Below are 20,868 nucleotides of genomic sequence, written 5' to 3' on the forward strand. Positions count from 1 at the left end.
AGGCCGCACGACTGGAGTACCGCAAGTCAGGGGTTCGACTGTCCACAGTCCGCCCGACGTTCACCAACACCGAACTCGTCGCCGGAACCGCCGGCGCAAAGGGATTACGCAACGCCGAGCCGGAGGAAATCGCCCGCGCGACAGCAGATCTGATCGAGAATCCACGCCCCTTCGTCCGCGTCACCCGTCTCGCAGGCGCAATGGTCGCGGCGGTGAAATTCGTCCCCCGGCGGCTGGCGACCGGACTGGGTGCGGCCCTGAACACAGATTCGGTGTTCCTCGCGGACGTCGACATGGCTGCTCGCCGAACGTATCTCGACAGAATCCGGAACAGCTGAGCGTGCCGACAAGCGCGCTCGACCAACCACCCGAAAGGCAGCCACAGTGACCCCCACGACTCTGATCGAGAACTATCCCCACCGGATGGGAGGGCACTGCGGGTCAGGTGCAATGCGAGACCTTCTCCAGTGGCACGGTCTGGGATGGGACGGACCACCCGACGAGGGGTTGGTGTTCGCACTGGGTGGTGATCTGGGTTTGTCCTACCTGCGATCGGACGACCTGGTCCCACCGATGTACCTGGTCGGCCGCGGTGCCGACTTCGAGATCGACTTACCGCGCAGGCTCGGCGGACAAGTCGAGGTTCTCACGACCGACGATCCCGGTGAGGGATGGTCATGGGTTCGCGACGACATCGATGCGGGAAGACCCAGTCTGGTCTGGGCCGATATCGCTGAGCTGCCCTACCTACGGGTGAAACTGCAGATGAGTCGTCACGACATCGTGGTGATCGGCTACGACGAGATCGGGGGGACTGCCTCGGTCGTCGACAACGATCGGGCCGATGTGCAGGAGATCCCGCTCGACGCGCTCGCTCGGGCGCGATCTTCCACCTCGTTCCCGCAACCGACACGTCACTGCACGTACCGAATCACATGGCCGCAGACACTGCCGCCCGTGTCGACTGCCGCGGCCGCGGCCTTCGCCCGATCCGCCGCCAGCATGCGCGCCCCATCGACACCGGGAATAGCCGACCACGTACCAGCGGCCGGTGCCGAAGGATTGGCCGCGGTCGACCAGCTGGCAACCGACGTCAAGAGCTGGGTCGACCTTCCGCCCGATGACCTCGAGACGCTGCTGTTCAGTCTCGGTATCTTCATCGAAAAGGCCGGAACCGGAGGCGGGCTCTTTCGTCGGCTTCTCGCCGACGGCTGTACCGAGATTGCACGTCTGACCGGTGATCCCGCTACCGCAGACCTCGCGGTGGCCGCCGATCACTGCGCCCAGGCCTGGACCGAAACTGCCCGCGCCGGAACACAACGCGGTCTCGATGTACGAACACGCGCAGCTGCGGTGGCCGTGTCGGCTGCCAGACTGTCGGAACTCGAGCTGATCCTGGTGGAGTCCCTGGAGTCTGCTTCACGCTCGCTGTCCGCCATCACGAGATGATGCCCATCGTCGTTCGACGGCGCGCGGTAGACGGTGCATCGCACTGTGCTGCAGCCGCTCGTGCCGGATCGCCGCAGGCGTGCGGAGGCACCGAACGACCGAAGAGTTGCCGGACGGAACGGTCGAACGCCTCTCGGTGGACGCTGCATCGATGCCGTGTCGTTGCTCGGCAACAGACCCTGATCCCTGCCCCGCGCCGACAACAATTCAGCCGCCAACGGAAGCCTTCGATGTTCGCGGTCACCGTTTTCGGCTCGACGGCCGCGTCGTGTGCGCTATCGGGCCAGGCCCGTTATCTTCTAGCTGATACTTGAAACCGAGGGCTACGGTAGCCAGACCCGGTATGACTTCTCGCCCCTGTCATCGATGATCCGGGGGGTGGGGGGGGCTGTCGCCGGGTGTTGACGTCGGATCGGTGACCGGACGAAGGACTGCTTCATGGCCACGAGCTACGCCGTGTTTTGCGGCATCGACGTGGGAAAATCCGAACATCACGCCGTCGGTCTCGCCTTCGACGGAACCCGTCTGTACGGCAAAGCCCTACCCAATGACGAGGCCCGCCTGCGCACAGTGTTCGACCGCCTCGCCACGCGCGGGCCGCTGTTGATCGTCGTCGATCAGCCTAATACGATCGGCGACGCCCTGCCGGTCACCGTCTCCCGATCCTGCGAGCACCAGTTCGCGTCCCTACCGGGTCTGTCGATGCGCCGCATCGCAGATCTGTATCCAAGGCAAGCCAAAACTGATGCGCGGGCCTGCGTTCATCATCGCCGACACGGCCCGGACCATGCCCCACACGCTGCGACGAGTCGATACCGGTGATGACACACTCGCCGAGCTCGGTGTGCTGATCGGTTTTGATGACGATCTCGCCGGTGAAGCAACCCGCGTCAGCAACCGAATCCGCGGACTGCTGACCGGCATTCACCCCGCGCTCGAACGAGTCCTCGGACCGCGTGTGACACACCCGGCAGTGCTCGAGATCCTGTCCCGCTGCGGTAGCCCCGGCGGCATCCGCGCTGCTGGTAAGCGGAAACTGACCGCTTCGCCGCCAAAAACGCGCTCAGGATGGGGCAAGACTGGTTGCGGAGATCTACGCCGCACTCGAGGCTCAGACGGTAGTAGTGCCCGGGTCTGCGGCTGCCGAGACTGTTCTACCCAAACTGGCGGACTCGCTCAAAGAGACACTGCAGCAACGCAACACAGTTGGCTCGGACGTCGAGAGGATGCTCGGTGCCCACCCTCTTTCCTCGCTCCTGATCTCGATGCCAGGCGTCGGAGTCAGGACTGCCGCACGCATCCTTCTCGAAGTCGGTGACGGATCGGCATTCAAATCAGCAGGACACCTGGCCGCCTACGCCGGCATCGCACCCGTGACCCACCGATCCGGCACCTCGATCCGAGGTGAGCATTTAGCGTGATCAGGAAACCGCAAACTCAAACGCGCGTTGTTCCTTTCGGCCTTCGCCGCGCTGCACGACCCCACCAGTCGCGCCTACTACGACCGCAAGCGAGCCGAAGGCAGGAAACACAACGCCGCGCTCATCTGCCTCGCTCGACGCCGATGCGACGTCCTGTACGCCATGCTCAAGAACAAGACCCTGTACCAACCGCCCGCAGCTCACGCAGCTTGACAGAAACCATAGGGACACGTTATTGAGGCGTGAGGTTCACCCCAACGGTACCAACGGCAGCGGTTGTACCCGCGTTCGCCGACGATCACGGTCGGATGCCGTGCGTGGGGTTGATCTGCCGCGAGGATTTCCGACACTGGAGATGACTATTCTGAAGCCGCGTTTGCGGACTGCCCGTAACTGTAGTGGACAGCGTTCGGGGTTCGGTACCCGAGCGCCGAATGGCGGTGTTGTGAACTGTAGAAGCCGTCGATGTATCTGACGATGTCTTGTCGTGCTTTGCTTTTGGTGGAGTAGATCGTTCGGTAGACGCATTCGTTCTTGAAATCAGCGAAGAAACTTTCGGCCATACTGTTGCCCCACAACACCCCGCGAAGACCGCATCCGCGGAGAGCTCACGAGAGCCCGGTAAGCCCGGTAAGCCCGCGAGGTACATACGGCAAGTTCGGAGTGGAAGATCGCTCCCGGCTCGATCCGGGTCAAGGCTCTAAATCGAGATGGCTCCGTTCACTTGGGGACACGCCAACCTCTCAGGTGATTAATCCGACGGGGATTACCCGAAACCATGTACCAGGTACTGCACGTACCTGATACTGTGCGAACACCTTATCGCGACGAGCTGCGCAGACAGAAGAGGAGAGACCGGTATCTATACAGAAATTGCTGGTCGAGCGACAGCCAGTCTTGTGACCTTTGGAAATTCGATTGCCCTCGCCGGCCAGGCATTGCGGTGGGCCGTGCGCGATATTGTCACCGGACGGTTTCCGTTTCGGGAGTTTGTCACACAGACGTGGTTCGTCATCACCGTAACGACGTTGCCAGCGATCCTGGTCGCGATCCCGTTCGGCGTTATCGTCTCGGTGCAGGTCGGAAGTCTAACCCAGCAGGTCGGGGCCACATCTATCGCCGGAGCCGCCGGTGGACTCGGGATCATTCAGCAGGGGGCACCGATCGTCACCGCGCTCCTGCTCGGTGGTGCGGCAGGGTCGGCCATCGCCTCTGACCTTGGCGCACGCACCGTCCGTGAAGAAATCGATGCCATGGAGACGCTCGGACTAAATTCGACACGTCGACTCGTCGCACCTCGATTCGTCGCGGTTCTCATCGTCGCTCCGATGTTATGCATGCTCATCGTGTTTACCGGTCTCGTGGCCGGCTACATCCTTAGCGTCAACGTCCAGGGCATCACGCCGGGGAGCTACGTCGCATCGTTCGCATCGTTCGCATCATCGGCGGACATCCTTGTAGCGCTGATCAAGTCAGTGGTGTTCGGTCTCGTGGTCGTGACAATCGCGTGTCATCGGGGCCTGTCCACGAAAGGTGGCCCCAAAGGTGTGGCCACATCTGTCAACGCCACCGTGGTCCTAGGGGTAGTGGCGTGCTTCGTCATCAACGTGTTCATCACCCAACTGACCATCATGTTCGTCCCGCAGACCATCGGATGACGGAGAACACGTGACCGCAGTACCATCCACCCGTTATAGTTTTGTTACTCGTCCGATCGTGCGTGCTGTGACACCCCTCGCTGAGGTCCCCGCGCAGCTCGGGCACATTACAACATTCACCATCGACACCGTCGCCGGAATTCGGCACGTCGCAACCACCTATCGACGACAGACGTTTTTATTCATACAGGAGTTTGCCTGGGGACGAGGCGCTGTACTGGTCGGCGGGGGTACCGCGATCGTGCTTGTGATTCTCGGAATGGCTGTCGGGGCGTCCATCGGCATCCAGGGCTACGCCTCGCTAGACCTGGTCGGGATGGGGTCTCTTACGGGATTCATTTCGTCATACGCCAACACTCGAGAGTTGGCACCGATGATCGCCGCGATCGGTTTCGCAGCCCAGGCCGGCTGTCGCCTCACTGCGGAAATAGGTTCGATGCGTATCGCCGAAGAGATCGATGCGCTCGAGTCGATGGCGGTGCGGCCGATTCCGTACATCGTCAGCACGCGTGTGGTCGCGGCGATCACTACCATCATCCCCCTCTACATCGTAACGCTGATACTCAGTTTCGGCGCGGCCAAGCTGGTCGTCATCCTTTTACACGGCCAGTCGGGTGGCACCTATGACTTCTATTTCGATGCGTTCCTCAAACCGCAGGATTTGGCGTTCTCAGTAATCAAGGTCCTCGTTTTCGTGGTGTCGGTCGTCATCATCCACAGCTACCAGGGTTACTACGCCAGCGGCGGAGCAGAAGGCGTCGGCCGCGCGTCTGGTCGAGCGATCCGCAGCAGTCTCATCATCATCGTCGTGGAGGACATGATCTTAACCCTGTTGATGTGGGGTTTCGATTCGGGCGTCAAGATTTCGGGCTAGGAGTTCAAGTGGCTGTATTTCAAGATCCATCAGGACGCGCGCCCTCACTGGCGAACTTGACCCTGCGCGGGATCGGGGTTCTCGTCGTAGTGACGGTTGCCGGCTATCTTCTGGCGGGCAACGCGACCGGAAAATATGAAGACATCACGACAGTGACGATCACCACCGACGCGGTTGGTGACGGGTTGAAGGGCGGATCGGAGGTGAAGTATCGGGGCTTCACGGTGGGCAAGGTGTCCTCGGTGTCGGGGCGCGACCAAAGTGTAAATGTGAAAATCGAGCTCACCGGAGTGAACGACGACATCCGGTTGCGTCAGGGCATGGCCGTGAATTACACGTCCGCCAGCGCGCTGGGGCCGACGGCACTGGAGATTGTCGACCCCGGGCGGGGAGTCCTCATCCGTGATGGCGGCAGCGTCTATGTGAGCAAGCTGCAGTCCGAACACACTTCGGTATCGACCCTGATTCGAAAACTCTCGAAGCTGGTCGATGCTCTCGATCAGCCGGCGTTCAATTCTGTGGTGAAGTTTGTCGTCGATGATTCCCAAACGTTTGCCGATGCCGGCCAGCTCATGTTCCAGATCGCGCAGCTCACTCGGGACGTTCAACAGCGGCCAGTGGGCCAGGATTTGGCGATCGCGGCAGACCTGTCCCAGGGCGTTGCCGACTTCATGACGCCGTTCGTTCCGGGCATCCTCATAAACGTCGACGTCGCTGACTTCTTCGCCACCGACGAGGCCATCAATCAGGCCACAGGCAACCTCAACAGCACCGGCGAGGTTCTGTTCGGGGGACTGGGAGGACTGTTGAGCGAAAACTACCCGGCGTTGAGTTCGGTACTGGACGTCGGCCTCGATCTGGCGAGGCCGGTCGCCAGATCGGCATCGGGACTCGCGCAGACCATTTACACCATCCCGCAGATCCTGGACAGCATCGACAACGCCACGCCGCAAGTCGGCGAGCGAGTACAACTTCAGGTCGCCCTGGTAGTGCAGACGTCACCTGCGCTGCAGAGCGCGCTTGCAGCAGGAGGACCAAGAAGATGAAGCTCAAGTCGTTAATTCCCACCATCGTCAAGATCGTCGCGTTCGCCGCAGTCATCGGCGTTCTCACCTACGTGATCATCGCCATCCTCGAACCCAGCTCGGACGGAGCGAGTTCTGAACGGTCTGCGGTCTTCTCCGATGCATCTGGGCTCAAGCCTCGCGACGGTGTGCGTTTGGCGGGAGTAAAGGTCGGTTATGTGACGGCGATCGGCCTGAAAGGGCCCACCGCGGTCGTTCATTTCCAACTGAACAACGACGTCGCGATCACGTCGAGCACCACCGCCGCCGTGCGTTATCAGAATCTTCTCGGACAGCGATATGTCGAATTGATCGGTGCGGCACAGGGAAAGACACAGGGGGCGGCGCTCACACAGGTGGCACTCGACAAGACCGTTCCCTCATTTGATGTGTCCACCTTGTTCAACGGGTTCAAGCCGGTGTTCGACACGCTTAACGCCGACGAGATCAATGAACTGCAGTCCAACTTGTTGCGCGTTGCTCAAGGTGATGGGAGGGGTATATCGCCTGTTCTGGAGCAGGTCGCCAACATCACCGCCTACGGGGACCAGCGGTCTGAGATCATCACGAATATCGTGACGAGTCTCGGCCAGGTCTCCGACCAACTCGAAGGCCGCTCGGCGCAGCTGGTCGAACTCGTCGACCAGCTGGGATCGATCGTCGACGCCTTCAGCCGCGTGAGTGACCGGTTGCGGGAGTCGCTGGGCGAGGTCAACCGGTCCATGGAGAAAACTGTCATCGCCGGGGAGCAACTTGACTCAACGTACGACCAGAGTTTCGCGACGATCTATCAGCGTCTGGCGCGAGAACCCGGGGAGTTGGAGGGGCTGCTGAATGGCGCGGTACTGCTCAAGCCCCTTATGGACTCGCTGAACGCTTCGACGAATTCCACGCCGAGTGAGGCACGATGTTCGAAAGGCCTTCTGCCCCTGCCGGATACAGCCACGATTGCGCTTATGGGGCAACGATTGGTGGTGTGTAAGTGAGGTTGTTCAGTCGAAATCGACCGCATCACCAGTCCGAACGCAGACGCGACCTCATCGTCGCCGCTGTGGTGGTGGTGACCGTGGTGGTCGGTCTGGTAATCGCCGGGACCGTGTATATCGCACCGCCCGGCCAAAAGGTGTACTCGGCTCAACTGGTCAACACCGGAGGGCTGGAGTCGGGTGATCAGGTGCGTATAGCGGGGATAAGACAGGGAACGGTGTCGTCGGTGGACCTCGCGGGAACGTTTATCACAGTCGAATTTCGACTCGACGACTCAGTGCCAGTCCGTTCGGATGCCACCGCAGCGGTTCGCCTGATCACGCCGATCGGCGGGCGAGTTCTCGATCTGGACCCAGGGTCAGGACCGACCTCGCTGTCGGGGGCGATCCCCCTTGTTCAGACATCGAGTACTTACGACATTTCGGACACGCTCGAGACGACGACGCCGGTGTTCCGCGATGTAAAGGGCGTCGATCTCCGTCAGACTGCGTCGCTGCTGCAGAATGCGTTCTCCGACGGCAACACAAACATTCCCGACGCACTGAGGAACACCAGCAGTTTGATGGAACTCTTAGAGCGACAGTACGGTCAGCTCGACAAAGCGGTCGCTCTATCCGATGAATACGTCAACGCTTTCGCCGATCAAAAACAGGTGCTGGTCGACTTTCTCCGTCAACTCAGCTTCCTTGCCAGTACGCTGGGACCTGATATCGATAACGTCCGCGGCGGGTTCGACCTTCTCAGTCGTCTGTTCAAACTTCTCACGAGGCCGCTCGTGGCTTACAGCGATGGAATCGAACCGTCTGTCCAACAATACAAGACGCTCCTCGACAAGGTGTCGTCAGAGCTGCCAGGCTACTCCGATGCCCTGGCCCAGGTTGATCAGATCACTCAGCGCCTCGGCGTCCTCCTCCAGGCGCCGGTCGGTGCGTCGACTACCACAGAACCAGAGGTTCGTGTGTGCATTCCGAGTGGTGACGACAAATGTTGACTACATGGATCCGAAGACTGTTGCTCCTGATCGCCGTGGTGGTTGTGGTGGTCGCTAGTGTGGAAATAGGGGGGAGGGTGTCCGACGACACGCGCTCCCTGTGTGCCGAGTTCACCGACGCATCGGGCCTCTTCGAAGGCAACACAGTAGCCATGCTCGGCAAGAAGATAGGCAGCGTCGTCGGGGTGCACCAGAATAGTGATCAGTCCGGTGTAAGGATCGACATGCGGATCGACAAGAGCGTTCCGCTGCCCGCCGACGTCGGCGCGACTCTGGTGTCGACATCCATCGTGACCGAACGTCAAATCGAGTTCACCAAGCCGTACTCTGATGGAGCCCGATACGAGACGGATCAGTGCATTCCGTTGAGTAAGACGAGAACCCCGCTGGGAATCAGTCAGACGCTCGACTCGATCAGCAACTTGTCCGAGGACCTGGTCAAGGACAACGGCAGGAACACCGACGCGATCTTGCAGTCCCTCGAGCTCGTCTCCCGCAATCTAGAAGGAACGCAGGGTGACGTGGCCGGGATCATCAAGGACTCAGCCACGCTCATCGACGACCCGGCAAAGCGGGATATGCAGATTCGCAGCATCGTCGGGAACCTCGCCGCACTGACGGGGGTGGCAACCGAGAACGACAAAGAGGTGACCGCCCTCTTCGACAACTTCGTAGGTGCCATCGAGGTCATCATCGCGTTCGGCCAGACCTTCGGCTCGGCAGTCGAGTACGCGGGGACGTTCGTTCCGATCCTCTCGAGGTTCGCAACAGATTTCGGTCCCCCGATATTCGCGATCGGTGATGCTGCCGTTCCGCTCATCGCCGACATGGGAGAGCAGCCGGACATGGTGGTAGCGATCGCAGCCCGCACGGCAGACCTCATCGTGAAACACCCCGATGCCAAGTCAATTGTGCAGGCGTTCGCAGTGTCGCTGCCTTTGCGAAGCCTGGTCGGTGGCTGCGCCGCGCCGGTGGCAAACGGAGTCTGCGGGTCCAGCGATGTATCGAGGACGATCGCAGGGATGATGGGGGGAGGGGCCTGATGATCTCGGTCAATCGCGCATGCCTCGGACCCATGGTGGTCGCACTGATGGCAACGATAGTTTTCGTGACATCGTGTGGGATCAACGCCGACAATCCGCCGACGATAGCGACCTCCGACGCGGACGGTTACGACATCCAGATGGAGTTCACCAGCGCACTCAACTTGCCTGCCCTCGCAAAAGTTCTCTCGGGGGGAATCAGCGTCGGGTTCGTCGAAGATGTCACGTACGAGAACGGGCATGCGGTCGTGAAAGCTCGCATCGACAACACGACTCAGCTGCCGGGGGAATCGCGGGCTGAGCTGCGTCAGGACACTCTCCTTGGTGAGATCTACGTTGCCATCCTTCCCCCAGCCGAGCCGTCGACGGGTGCCTTGCTGCGGTCGGGTTCGGTGATCCCGTTGGCACGGACCGAGCCGGCAGCAAATGTCGAGGACGTCATGCGCGGGATGTCGAATGTCCTCGGGGGCGGTGAGCTCGACAAGATCCACACCGCGATCTCGACATTGAACACCACGTTCCCCAAGGACTTGCAGCAATTCGACGCCCTATACCAGACAACGCTGGAGACCGTCTCGGAGGTCTCCTCGAATACCGACAAACTCGACGTAGTGTTGAGGTCGGCGGATCAGACTCTGAAAGTGATCTTGGACGATCCGTCGGGAATCGACCGGATGCTGACCAAGGGCGGACGCAACTTTTCTGGCCTCGGCTACTCCCTGATCGAGGTCGCGTTACTCATCGCCAACTTGCGTGATTTCGCAGTGTCCGCGGGCAGGATCGTGGATCCGGAGTACTTACGGATAAAGGAGTCAGTGGCCGGGATCGCCCCGGTGATCGATTCGATCGCCAACTCCGACATCTACTCGAAGTCCGTCACGGAGCAGGCAACGAGCGTCATCCGCGACAAACTCATTCCATTCGTGCGGTCGCCCGACATTAACCTCTCGGACATCTCCATCGATGGTCGGGACCTAGCGCGGCGTGACGCCGAATCCTTCGTAACCGTGTTGAGATCAATCGGAATGATGCCGTGAACCGCAGCAGCACGCTCATATCGATACTGGCTCTCGCCGTCGTGTTCGTCGTAGGGCTCGGCTACCTCGTCGTCGGCGTGGCACACATCAACCCCACCCGCTCCGAGTACTCCTTAACCGCCATCATCGACAGCTCAGGCGGTCTGCTGGACACATCGCCGGTGATGGTGCGGGGGGTACCCGTCGGAAAGGTGTCCTCGATCAACGTCGCGGATTCGGCAATTAAGGTCGAGATGACGATTGATTCCGACCACAAGATCCCCCAGGACAGCGAGATGTCTATCCAGAATCTGTCGCTCGCGGGGGAACAGTACATCAACTTCGTGCCCGCGGGCACGGCAACCGGTGGGTACTTCGATAACGGAGACGTGGTGCCCGCGGACGCGGTGCACGTGTCGCAATCGGTTCCCCAGGTGTTGCCAAAGTTGGCTGCAGTGGCAGATGGGCTCGACCCGGAATCGATCGAGTCCATCAACAAGACCGTCGCCGAGGCCGTCGCCGGACGGCAGGACGACCTCGACACGATCGGCGACATGATGCACCGTGTAGTCGATTTCGTCGGCAAAGATGGGTCCGTCCGGGTGACCGCAGACAACGCCGAGTTCCTGCTCGGCCTCTTGGCCGATGCCGGGGACGTCCTCAGTACGGCATCTGTACGCACCCCTGACGCCGTGAACGGGCTGGCGCGGATTCAACGGGCGTTCATCAGGTTCACAACCACCTCGTACGACAAGTGGCCTCCCGTGTTGAAGCTTGTGGAAAAGCTCAACGGCTATATTCAGATCCTGCAGCCGGATCTGCTGACGATCACCCGGGCGGTGAAACCGGCGACCGAGAAAGTTGCCGACACATACGTCGACTTCGGGTCGATCGGCGACCTCCTCGGCCGGACTTTCCCGGCGTCGCGACCAGGTCGCGCCGAGGTCCCCGTCACCGTGTCGCCGCCACTACGGTGACGCCCCGTCCGCAAGCGACTGTCACCGTTATTACACAGAAGGTCCCACATGACAAATGACGACCGAACGAAACCGCACCCCGAGCCCACTGAAGTCGAGGACAGCGCGGCCGCAGCGACGCCGGATGGCGATCTACTGATGGACGAAAACGCCCCAGCCGCGTCCGCCGTAGCCACGGCTGGGGCTGGAGACAGCGACGTCGACCCCCCCTCGCCAGGTGGGCACCGCTGGTCAGCATCGCCGCGATCACGTGCCGTGGTGGTTTCGGCCGTGATCGTGGTGCTCGCTGTGCTGGCCGGCGTGTTCGCCTACCTCTACCTCGAGGCCGACGAAGCGAAGTCGGTATTGGAAAACGACGCCGCGCAACGGGCCGCCGCGGCGAAGGCCGCCTCGGATTACACGACCAGATCCCTGACCTACAGCTACCAGAACACCGACGCCTTTTTCGCGGCAGTCAAAGAGGACGCGGGTGAGGCTCTAGTCAAGCGGTACGACGAGGTTCGGCCGACGCTAACCCAGATTATCCAGCAGGCCCAGGTGCAGGCGTCGGGACGCGTTCTGGCCACCAGCGTCACCGGTGAAACCGGTGACGCCGACGGAGAATACACGGTGATGGTCTTCGCGAGCCAGAAGACGCAGAACGTGCAGAATCCACAACCGAGTGAACTGCCGACATTGTTGAAGGTGGTCGTGACGAAAACCGCCCAGGGCTGGCAGATTCAGGACTATGGCCCAGCTGAATGAGACGGCTGCTCCGCAGAAGGAGTTCCACGAAGAGCAAGATGCAGGACGGTACTCATTCTTCGACGCGGTCGCAGATGTCGGCGGGGTCGACGCCGGTGAGGAGTTGGGTGATCTCTTCGGGTGGCGGGTGCCCCCTCGATCGGGTCAGTGATCCGTCCCGGTGTTTCCGGAGGGTTCGTCTCAGGGAAAGATGAAACCTCATGGCAGCAGGATCGAAGCGGTACTCGGCGGAGTTGAAGAAGGATGCCGTCGACATGGTGGCTCGGTTGGTGGCGCAGGGCGATACCGAGTGGGCGGCGATGCGCAAGACCGCGGATTTGCTCGGTGTGGGCGCCGCTGAGACCGTTCGTCAGTGGGTTCGGAAGGTACCCGTCGACGGCCCGGGCAGCACTGTCGAGTTACGTGCCGACGCCGAGGTCATCAGGAAGTTGCGTCAGGAGAACGCCGAACTCAAACGGGCCAACGGGATACTCAAGGCGGCGTCAGCTTTTTTCGCGGCCGAAATCGACCGGCCACACCGATAATTGTGGACTTCATCGGCACTCACCAGGGAAACCGGGTGGGTGCCGATGGTCTTGTCTGGGGTGTCGACTCGATGTGCACGGTGCTCTCCGAGCACGGTATGCACATCGCCCCGTCCACGTACTACGACCATGTCACTCGGGTGCCGTGTGCCCGAATACTGTCCGATGCACATGTCATCGATGCCATTCACATGCTCCGGACGCGGCAACCGCTCGCACGGGTTCTCGGTTCGCGGAAGACCTGGATTATGTTGCGCAGCAGCGGTATCGAGGTAGCTCGATGTACCGTCGAACGACTAATGCGGGAAATGAGGTGGCACGGTGCGCTCAAAAAGAAAGCGGGTCCGCACCACCGTCGCCGATCCGACCCACCCGCGGGCCGAGGATCTGGTGAAGCGCCGGTTCACCGCGGTGGCACCGAACCGGCTGTGGGTCGCCGATTTCACCTAATGCCGCACGATGTCGGGGTGGGCGTTCACGGCGTTCGTCGTCGATGTGTTCGCCCGGAAGATCGTCGGGTGGAAGGTCGCATCGGAGATGACCACCAGCCTCGTCGACACCGCCATCACTAACGCGATTGATTCCCGAAAACGTTCTGGTGTAACTGCTTTGAGTAATCTGATCCACCACAGTGGCGCTGGATCCCAGTACACGGCGATCGCATTCGGGCAGCGTTTGGCGCAGGAGGGCATCGCGGCGTCGATCGGAACGGTCGGCGACAGTTACGACAATGCCCTTGCCGAATCGGTGAACGCCGACTACAAGAATGAGCTCGTCGACAACGGCCCTCGCTTCCCCGGTGCCGCGGAATTGTCGTTGGCCACCGCACAGTGGGTCGCGTTCTACAACCGCGAACGCCCCCACAGCTACTGCCACGACCTCACGCCCGACCACGCCGAGCAACTCCACTACGATCGCACGCGCACCCTCAATCCGGAGGAGGCACTCACGCAGTGAGCCCTCCGGAAATGCCGGGACGGATCACAGTTTGCGAGTGGTCGAACACCGACAGAATCGGGAATGTCGGGATTTTGCAGGCCTCCTCGCCGTGCCGACGGTCGAAGACACAGCGATGGTCACCACGGCGCTGAAGACGGCGTTGCGGCGACGAGATCACGGTGGACACCGCGTCGGCTCAGGGCTCATCCATCACAGCGATGCCGGCAGTCAGGGCGGATTTAACCTGTCGTCGCAACACAGTGCCGTGAAGCCGAGTTCATCTGCTCTGCAAGCACTTCCGCTGGGGTTCGCCACCCAAGTGTTTTGCGCGGGCGGTTGTTGAGTGCATCCGTCACGGCCTGAACGTCACTTCGACGGTATCGAGCGAGATCGGTTCCCTTCGGAAAGTATTGTCGCAACAATCCATTGGTGTTTTCGTTCGTTCCCTGCTGCCAGGGGCTGTACGGGTCGCAGAAGTACACACGGATCCCGGTTTCTGCGGTCAACTCCGCATGACGTGCAAGCTCCGCCGCGGTCCCAGGTCACCGATCTGCGCAGGTGCTCCGGCAGCGGTGTCATCGCAGCCTGGAGTGCATCGCAGACCGACTGACATGTATGGGCCCAGGACATCTTTGACCGATTGTCATCGACACATCGTTACCCGCTTCTGGGGCGGTGGGCGTTGAAGTTCCGAATGGGTTTGGTTGAGGTTCGCGCGTAGACGCCGAGCTCGGTGGTTCCGTCGAGGACCCGAAAGTAGTTGTCTTCGACCACGACAGTCACGATGGTTCCGGCATGGGTACGGCCGACCTTGAGCAGCTGACCGGTCACCATGACCCGGCCGTCTTTCGGGACGCGTCGCTGTACGGTCTGCGGTCCGGCCGGCGGCGGCGCGGGCAACGTTCCCGTAGCTTCCCGTGCGCCGGTCAGACCCGCGAGCTGGCTGGCATCGAGCGGGTTCGGCAGTGTCGCGAGCAGGACGTTGTCGACACTGGCGTGGATCAGCCCTGAGGCGATTCGCAGCGTCACTCGTGTTCCCGCTCTGTCGGCTCCGAGGTGAAGTCGGTGACCGGCGAGGATGACGGTTCCGTCTCGTCCTGCGGTTCGGTCGACCTCGATCGGTCTCGGTTTGGTGGGCAGGACTGCGGTGTCTACTGCCGCTGTTGCCGGAGATGGTCGGCCCTGGCGTGTGCCGCGCATGGCGAGGCGTTCGAGGTCGGTGTGGGTCAGTCGCGAGCGCACTGTCTTGATCACGGTGTCGTCGAGGATGACATGAATGCTGACCAGGTCGATCCACAGGGTGACGGTCCGTCCGGCGTGGTTGCTTCCGATCCACAATTGTTGCGCTCCAGCGACATTGGTCACGCCGCTCGGTGGTACCTGGGTGTCGAGCTCGATTGCACTGCTGCTTCTTTCACGGCCCACCGTTGTCAGGCTGGAGCTTGCAGCGGTGAGAGTTGATGACGAATCGGACTGGCCGTTGTCGGTTGTTCCGTCGTGATGCTCGTGGTGGGCTCGCGCACGGAACAAACTCGCGGGTGTTGCCATGTCCAGACTCTGGTGGGGCCGCAGGGTGTTGTAGGCGTGCACCCATTCGTCGAGGGCGGCTTGGGCAGCAGCGATGTCGGCGAATGCGCCTGCCTCATCGAGGAATTCACGACGAAGGGTTCTGTGGAATCGTTCGATCTTGCCAGTTGTGGTGGGTGAATGGCGTCGGGTCAGTCGTGCGGTGATCCCGAATTCTCGGCATGTTCGCTCGAACAGCACTTCGGCCGGCAGCGGCCGAGTGTGTTTACCGGTGAATTGTTTCCCGTTGTCGGTGAGTACCTCGAACGGCGAACCCCACTTGTGGATGGCAGCGATGAATGCTTCACATACTGCGTTCCCGGAGGGGTGCTCGAGGACGGTTGCGGTCACGATGAATCGTGAGTGGTCGTCGATTCCGGTCAGCATTTTGCACTCGCGTCCGCCGACGAGGAACATTCCGCCGACGAGGTCGAGCTGCCATAGGTGCATCGGCGCTTCGCGCTGCCAACGTTTGTAGACTCGTTTATGTTGTTGCTCTTGATGATTGACCAAGCCGTTGCGGACGAGCGTTCGGTGGACGGTCGCGCGAGATGGGGTTCGGTCTCCGATTTCTTTGCTTAGCTCGAAGCAGATGCGGCGTGCGCCCCACCGCCGGTGATGTCGTCGCATCTCGCAGATGAGGGCTTCGATGTCGGGCTGGATACGGTTCGGGCTCGCATGCGGTCGTCTCGACGAGTCGACAAGTCCGTCGATACCCGAGTTTTCGTATCGCTTGCGCCACGCTGTGACGGTCTGTCTGGAGACGCCGAATCGCTCGGCGACGTCGCTGACCGGTGAGCCGTCGTTGACCTCGGTAATTGCTCGGAAAGCGGACCTGGACAGTGAGTCGTTCGGCGATGTTGGCATCGGATTCGAGGGGCTGAGGGGAAGGCACACCCAACGATCACCAAAGCTGGTGAAGCGTCAGATATGTGCCGATGACGTTCCGTCAAAGATGTGTTGAACCTTTACACGTCACCGACTCCGATCCGTAACCGGACAACGCCGGCCTGTTCTTCACCGGGGGCGCATCCCAGTACCCATCCTTACGTGGCAGATGCAGCAACGTGGTGAATCTGCTGGTGCGTTCGACAAGCGTACCCACTGTGGACCTGCCCAGCCCGATGATCAGACCTCCTTCCCAATGCCCTGGCGTTTTGCGATCAGCGACTTCGTCTGGCCGCGAGCCGATGGTGACGTCATCGGTGATGAATCCGGTGCGGAGCTTCTTCGCTCGCGCCCTCGGCTCGCGCAATGCTCGTCCGGTGCGCAGGCACGCCACCAACTCTCTATCCTGCGCTCCACGTCCTTCGATGCAGAGGGATTGGTAGATCGCTTCGTGGGAAATGCGCATCGACTCGTCGTCCGGGAAGTCGATCGGCAGGCGGTTGGCGACCTGTGCCGGGCTCATGCGCTGGCCCATCGTCGGTCCGCTCTCCGTGCCTTGTTGCGTCCCTTCCACGATGCGAACGGGCCGACAACCTCACCGTTTTCGTCGCGGATCACGCCCGAGAGCACTTCCTGTACGTACTCTCGAAGAGGTTCGTGTTCAACGAGTTTGGCTACCTTGGGTCGCCTTGCCGCAAGATCGGCTTCCATTGCGCCACTGATGTGCGGTACTCGACCTTGCCGCCGCGGGTGGCAGCGTTGCGGCGGAGTTCTCGCGAGATCGTCGACGGTGATCGCCCCGATCTGGTCTGCGATATCTCGCATGCTCATACCGTTCGCGCGAAGCAGGGCAATCTCCTCACGTTCGTGAAGGTCAGATACCTCCCCGTGGGCGGGGCCAAGTCAATCGGCGGCATACCTCCAGCGTGACGGAACCACCGTGAACCCACCGGCCCCGACACGCCGCAAGCGGTGCCGCGTCTTCACTGGTCAACCCCAACGCGATCTGCGCCCAGAACTCGCGTTCGAGATCTCGGCGTACCGGCGGACGACCCGGAGATTTCATCACCGCCCGCCCAGTCAACGTCGCCGCCCATTCTGGTGGTCGTCCCATCGAAACACCCTCCATCCCTTGAGGTGTTGCGTCGACCGGTTGAACCTGGTCAGTACACGTCGATCGCGTTCGCGGGAACGCTTGCGCTCGAGGGGATCGCGGCACCGATCGGCAGCGTCGGGGATGTGTAAGACAATGCGTTGGCCGAGAGCACAATTGGGTTGTTCAAGACCGAGGGAGTATCGAAGAGAGGCCCGTTCCTGAACGGCCCGCTAAAGACCATCGACGATGTCGAGTTCGCCACGATGGGATGGGTCGACTGGTTCAACCAACGCCGCCTCCCACAGCACCCTCGACTACCTCACACCAGACGAATTCGAGAAGGCCTACCACAGTCAAGAATCGGCTCTCCGCCCGGAGATGTTGCAAGCGTAGGAGCGGCAAGAAACCCGGGACGGTTCACTGACACGGCGCGCCGTCTGGTGGCGTTGCTTCACCCGCCTGGGCGCTATCGGACTGGATGCTGGGGAACGACCCAGGGCGCAAAGCGGGTCGGTCAACCCTGATGTTCACTCTCTGCTATCGACTCAACTTCCTCGAGCGTGGTGGGGATGTGGTACGGCGGTCTGCTCGTGCCCGAGATGCGATAGCGGTCCCAGAAATCAGGGTCGCCCACGACGCACTCGGCGCGTCCCTCTGGTGTCGCAAAGACGGCAACCGTGCGCCTTCCCGAGAGGGCGGCGTGGAGCGCATCATTCTTGTCGATCCTTCCGTACCAGGTGTATAAGCCGTTGAGGGGCTGGAAATAGCCTTTGATCTTCACCCCGACAGCAATCTCCTTGCCACGGCACACCAAGGTGCCCTCGCCGGAGTAGTCGAGATCGTGGTCGTCAGACACGCAAGGCTCACTTTCTTCACATCAAACATTGACAAAAGAACGCATTGGCGCAGACACTATCAGTATCTGGTACCCGGAGTACGGGTATGAAGTCGAGACTCAGCTCGGCCCGGAACGCAACGGAGGTGTCACATGACCGTTCAAAATGTGGAGACCAAGCCCGACGTCTCAACGGAAGGCGCTGCGCGTGTCAGCGCCCGCAAGCCCGTCGACATGCAGAGATCTGCCGGCCGACTGCTGCGGGCGGCGGCCGAAAAATTCTATGACGCGGAGATCGACATCGATTGGGACTCACCCTGGGAGGAAGGAAAGTACTACCTGCCAGAGCATCGGGTCTCGCTCTACGGCACCAAGCTGTGGGAGAGAATGAGCGACGAGCAAAAGGCGGAACTCGGGCGCCACGAAATCGTCAGCATCCTCAGCTTCGGTATCTACGCGGAGAATCTGCTCAGCTCGGCGCTGCTCCGAACATCCGCCAAAGGCGCCCTGACAGATCAAAGGTCCCTCTACGCCCTTAACGAGATCGGCGACGAGGCACGTCACTCGACGATGTTCGCCCGACTGATCAACAAGACGGGCCTGGCACCGTACAAGTTGCCGAAGGGGTTCTTGAGCATCGCGAAGATCTTGCACTTTGTGCCTCTCGGCCCGTCCGTGTCCGGCGCGACTCTGCTCATCGAGGAGATCCTCGACCGCGCTCAGCGCGAGGCGATGAATGACCCGAAAATGCAGCCGCAGCTGCGCCAGCTCATGAAGATCCACGTTCTCGAAGAGGCCCGTCACATCACGTTCGCGCGGCTGGAAATGGTGGAAGGGATGCAGCGTCGCGGACGCATCTCGCGCGCCTGGCATAGAGGCACGTTGGCGGCCATTGCGAACTTTGCATACCCGTTGCTCATCAATCCGAAGGTATATCCCGATGTCGGAATCAGCCGTCTGCGCGGCCTGTGGGCGCAGCAGACGAGCCCGAACTATCGCGTCAACTTGCAGTTCATGTCCGAGCCGATGATCCGATTCTTCCACGAGGCCGGAATGATGGAGGGGAAGTTCACGATGGCGATGTGGCGCGCAACGCGCAGCCTGCCCGACGATCTGCGCTAACACGCCCGGCCCGGTCCGCGCGTCCCACAGCCCATTCCTCGACCCCACGACCGGATTCCTCGGTTCGTGGGCTTGGGCGGATGACATTCCCACACCTGCCACGCGTCACGGCGCGCCGTGCGGGTCCGTTTTCTGCATTCGATCAGGAGATTTTCACAATGCCGTCCTCCAACGCCAAGTCCGCCGCCACGGCGACAGACCCGGGAATAACCGAGCCCATCACTACCAAAGTTCTCATCATCGGCAGCGGCTTCTCTGGCCTCGGTATGGCCGTCCAGCTCCGCCGACGCGGGTACAGTGATTTCATCGTTCTAGAAAAGGCCGACTCCGTCGGTGGGACGTGGCGCGACAACACCTATCCGGGATGCGCGTGCGACGTACCGTCACTGATGTACTCCTACTCGTTCGAGAGTCGCGGTAGCTGGTCGAAGGTGTGGTCCTCGCAGCCCGAAATCGAGCAGTACCTGAAAGATATCTCCAACAAGCGTGGTGTCACTCAGAAGATCCACTTCGGGCAGAAGTTGGTCTCCGGATACTGGAGCGAGTCCGAATCTCGGTGGCACCTGCGTACCGAGTCGGGCCGGGAGTACGTCGCGCAGTACATCGTGTCCGGTGTCGGCGCTCTGCACATCCCGAATTTTCCGAATATCCCCGGAATCGACGAGTTCGCCGGTCAGGCGTTCCATTCGGCACAGTGGGACCACACGGTGGATCTCCAGGGCAAGCGGGTGGCCGTCATTGGCACCGGTGCCAGCGCGATTCAGTTCGTGCCGTTCGTGCAGAAGGACGCCGGCACACTCACGGTCTTCCAGCGAACCCCGGCTTGGGTACTTCCACGCAAGAACTTCGCGGTGCCGCCGGTACTTCGGACGCTGCTCAGCAAGATCCCCATTACTCGCCGCCTCGCTCGGTGGTCGGTCTACTGGGGCGCAGAGAGCCTGGCCTTCGGGCTCAACGGCCACTCCAACCTTATGCGACCAATCGAAAAGGTGGCGAAATGGAACATCGAGCGTTCTATCACCGACCCCGAGCTACGCCGGAAGCTGATGCCGTCCTACCGCATCGGATGCAAGCGCATCCTGGGATCGAACGACTACTACCCTGCGCTCGCCGCCCCCAACACGACAGTGATCAGCGATCGGATCGAAAAGATCACTGCCGATTCGATCGTCACCCCTGACGGCGTGTCACACCCTGTGGATGTGATCATTTACGCCACAGGGTTCCATGTCACGGACGGGTTCGATCAACTCGCGCTCAAGGGCGCTCGGGGCGAGGACTTGCCGTCGCACTGGCACCGGACGGGCATCAATACCCACCTCGGCATCACCACCGAGGGCTTCCCGAACCTGTTCTTCCTGCTCGGACCTAACACGGGTCTTGGGCACAACTCTGTCGTGTTCATGATCGAGCAGCAGATCAAGTACATCATGAAGGCCATCGACGCCGTCGACAGTCGAGGTGCGGAGCGTGTTGATGTGCGGGCCGAGGTTCAAGAACACTTCAACAAGAGCATCCAACACAAGCTCGCCAAGGGCGTGTGGACCAACGGCGGATGTACGAGTTGGTATCTGGACTCGCAAGGTGTCAACCGTACGGTGTGGCCCGGGTTCACCTGGCAGTACTGGCGAGCGACGAAAGACTTCGAGCCCGCCGAGTACGAGATCGCCTGAC

General features: G+C 61.1%; 16 protein-coding genes and 5 pseudogenes. 16 read left to right on the plus strand and 5 right to left on the minus strand.

The window, feature by feature from the left end; genetic code table 11:
- The 3 genes and pseudogenes from J1M81_RS04245 to J1M81_RS04255 form a co-directional block, all read left to right on the plus strand.
- A pseudogene (locus tag J1M81_RS04245) lies at positions 1-338 on the plus strand (short-chain dehydrogenase); the annotation flags it as partial.
- A 46-nt stretch (positions 339-384) separates the two neighbouring features.
- A complete protein-coding gene (locus tag J1M81_RS04250) occupies positions 385-1,449 on the plus strand; it encodes a BtrH N-terminal domain-containing protein (RefSeq protein WP_206497656.1) in 1,065 nt (354 codons plus the stop codon).
- Between the two features lie 438 nt (positions 1,450-1,887).
- A pseudogene (locus tag J1M81_RS04255) lies at positions 1,888-3,083 on the plus strand (IS110 family transposase).
- Between the two features lie 146 nt (positions 3,084-3,229).
- Here the strand turns inward: J1M81_RS04255 and J1M81_RS26995 are convergent.
- Complete coding sequence (locus tag J1M81_RS26995) at positions 3,230-3,433, minus strand: integrase core domain-containing protein (RefSeq protein WP_141214819.1); 204 nt, start codon at positions 3,431-3,433, stop codon at positions 3,230-3,232.
- Positions 3,434-3,820: 387 nt separating this feature from the next.
- On the opposite strand from J1M81_RS26995, the gene J1M81_RS04265 reads away from it, so the two are divergent.
- The 11 genes and pseudogenes from J1M81_RS04265 to J1M81_RS04315 all read left to right on the plus strand — a co-directional run bounded on the left by J1M81_RS04265 (position 3,821) and on the right by J1M81_RS04315 (position 13,705).
- Positions 3,821-4,528, plus strand: coding sequence for an ABC transporter permease (locus tag J1M81_RS04265; RefSeq protein ID WP_228139276.1), 708 nt, complete (start codon positions 3,821-3,823; stop codon positions 4,526-4,528).
- 10 nt (positions 4,529-4,538) lie between these two features.
- Positions 4,539-5,402 carry an ABC transporter permease gene (locus tag J1M81_RS04270; protein ID WP_027498257.1) on the plus strand — a complete coding sequence of 288 codons (864 nt, stop codon included), beginning with the start codon at positions 4,539-4,541 and terminating at the stop codon, positions 5,400-5,402.
- 8 nt (positions 5,403-5,410) lie between these two features.
- Entirely contained in the window at positions 5,411-6,448 is a 1,038-nt protein-coding gene (locus tag J1M81_RS04275; RefSeq protein ID WP_032375374.1) for an MlaD family protein, read from the plus strand.
- Complete coding sequence (locus tag J1M81_RS04280; protein ID WP_027498255.1) at positions 6,445-7,452, plus strand: MlaD family protein; 1,008 nt, start codon at positions 6,445-6,447, stop codon at positions 7,450-7,452. The genes J1M81_RS04275 and J1M81_RS04280 overlap by 4 nt, the downstream gene beginning before the upstream one ends.
- Positions 7,449-8,444, plus strand: a complete 996-nt coding sequence (locus J1M81_RS04285) for an MlaD family protein (protein WP_027498254.1) — start codon at positions 7,449-7,451, stop codon at positions 8,442-8,444. The genes J1M81_RS04280 and J1M81_RS04285 overlap by 4 nt, the downstream gene beginning before the upstream one ends.
- Positions 8,438-9,487 carry an MlaD family protein gene (locus J1M81_RS04290; RefSeq protein ID WP_027498253.1) on the plus strand — a complete coding sequence of 350 codons (1,050 nt, stop codon included), beginning with the start codon at positions 8,438-8,440 and terminating at the stop codon, positions 9,485-9,487. The genes J1M81_RS04285 and J1M81_RS04290 overlap by 7 nt, the downstream gene beginning before the upstream one ends.
- Positions 9,487-10,524, plus strand: coding sequence for an MlaD family protein (locus J1M81_RS04295; RefSeq protein WP_032375375.1), 1,038 nt, complete (start codon positions 9,487-9,489; stop codon positions 10,522-10,524). The genes J1M81_RS04290 and J1M81_RS04295 overlap by 1 nt, the downstream gene beginning before the upstream one ends.
- Entirely contained in the window at positions 10,521-11,480 is a 960-nt protein-coding gene (locus J1M81_RS04300; protein WP_027498251.1) for an MlaD family protein, read from the plus strand. The genes J1M81_RS04295 and J1M81_RS04300 overlap by 4 nt, the downstream gene beginning before the upstream one ends.
- Before the next feature lie 48 nt (positions 11,481-11,528).
- Positions 11,529-12,224 (plus strand): hypothetical protein, encoded by a 696-nt coding sequence (locus J1M81_RS04305; protein WP_027498250.1) that lies wholly within the window; start codon positions 11,529-11,531, stop codon positions 12,222-12,224.
- A complete protein-coding gene (locus tag J1M81_RS04310; RefSeq protein ID WP_155288583.1) occupies positions 12,208-12,375 on the plus strand; it encodes a hypothetical protein in 168 nt (55 codons plus the stop codon). Before J1M81_RS04305 ends, J1M81_RS04310 begins: the two co-directional genes overlap by 17 nt.
- Before the next feature lie 49 nt (positions 12,376-12,424).
- Positions 12,425-13,705, plus strand: a pseudogene (locus J1M81_RS04315) (IS3 family transposase).
- A 221-nt stretch (positions 13,706-13,926) separates the two neighbouring features.
- On the opposite strand, the pseudogene J1M81_RS04320 reads toward J1M81_RS04315, so the two are convergent.
- The 4 genes and pseudogenes from J1M81_RS04320 to J1M81_RS04335 all read right to left on the minus strand — a co-directional run.
- Positions 13,927-14,293, minus strand: a pseudogene (locus tag J1M81_RS04320) (IS30 family transposase); the annotation flags it as partial.
- 51 nt (positions 14,294-14,344) lie between these two features.
- Positions 14,345-16,120, minus strand: a complete 1,776-nt coding sequence (locus tag J1M81_RS04325) for an IS481 family transposase (protein WP_045840685.1) — start codon at positions 16,118-16,120, stop codon at positions 14,345-14,347.
- Between the two features lie 118 nt (positions 16,121-16,238).
- Positions 16,239-17,270, minus strand: a pseudogene (locus tag J1M81_RS04330) (helix-turn-helix domain-containing protein); the annotation flags it as partial.
- Between the two features lie 481 nt (positions 17,271-17,751).
- On the minus strand, positions 17,752-18,093 hold the full coding sequence (locus J1M81_RS04335) for a DUF4873 domain-containing protein (protein ID WP_027498244.1): 342 nt from the start codon (positions 18,091-18,093) through the stop codon (positions 17,752-17,754).
- 132 nt (positions 18,094-18,225) lie between these two features.
- Here J1M81_RS04335 and J1M81_RS04340 point away from each other — a divergent pair, with 132 nt between their 5' ends.
- Both J1M81_RS04340 and J1M81_RS04345 read left to right on the plus strand, forming a co-directional pair.
- Positions 18,226-19,194, plus strand: a complete 969-nt coding sequence (locus J1M81_RS04340; protein WP_027498243.1) for a diiron oxygenase — start codon at positions 18,226-18,228, stop codon at positions 19,192-19,194.
- Positions 19,195-19,352: 158 nt separating this feature from the next.
- Positions 19,353-20,867, plus strand: coding sequence for an NAD(P)/FAD-dependent oxidoreductase (locus J1M81_RS04345; protein ID WP_027498242.1), 1,515 nt, complete (start codon positions 19,353-19,355; stop codon positions 20,865-20,867).
- Position 20,868 lies beyond the last annotated feature (1 nt).

Origin of the sequence: Rhodococcus sp. KRD175 (assembly GCF_017168275.1) — a bacterium.
Classification (GTDB): domain Bacteria; phylum Actinomycetota; class Actinomycetes; order Mycobacteriales; family Mycobacteriaceae; genus Rhodococcoides; species Rhodococcoides fascians.

Excerpts from the sequence above, each read along its gene's own strand:
- J1M81_RS26995 (WP_141214819.1), bottom strand. The coding sequence starts at position 3,433 with ATGGCCGAAAGTTTCTTCGCTGATTTCAAGAACGAATGCGTCTACCGA.
- J1M81_RS04280 (WP_027498255.1), top strand. The coding sequence starts at position 6,445 with ATGAAGCTCAAGTCGTTAATTCCCACCATCGTCAAGATCGTCGCGTTC.
- J1M81_RS04290 (WP_027498253.1), top strand. The coding sequence starts at position 8,438 with ATGTTGACTACATGGATCCGAAGACTGTTGCTCCTGATCGCCGTGGTG.
- J1M81_RS04295 (WP_032375375.1), top strand. The coding sequence starts at position 9,487 with ATGATCTCGGTCAATCGCGCATGCCTCGGACCCATGGTGGTCGCACTG.
- J1M81_RS04305 (WP_027498250.1), top strand. The coding sequence starts at position 11,529 with ATGACAAATGACGACCGAACGAAACCGCACCCCGAGCCCACTGAAGTC.
- J1M81_RS04310 (WP_155288583.1), top strand. The coding sequence starts at position 12,208 with ATGGCCCAGCTGAATGAGACGGCTGCTCCGCAGAAGGAGTTCCACGAA.
- J1M81_RS04325 (WP_045840685.1), bottom strand. The coding sequence starts at position 16,120 with ATGCCAACATCGCCGAACGACTCACTGTCCAGGTCCGCTTTCCGAGCA.
- J1M81_RS04340 (WP_027498243.1), top strand. The coding sequence starts at position 18,226 with ATGACCGTTCAAAATGTGGAGACCAAGCCCGACGTCTCAACGGAAGGC.
- J1M81_RS04345 (WP_027498242.1), top strand. The coding sequence starts at position 19,353 with ATGCCGTCCTCCAACGCCAAGTCCGCCGCCACGGCGACAGACCCGGGA.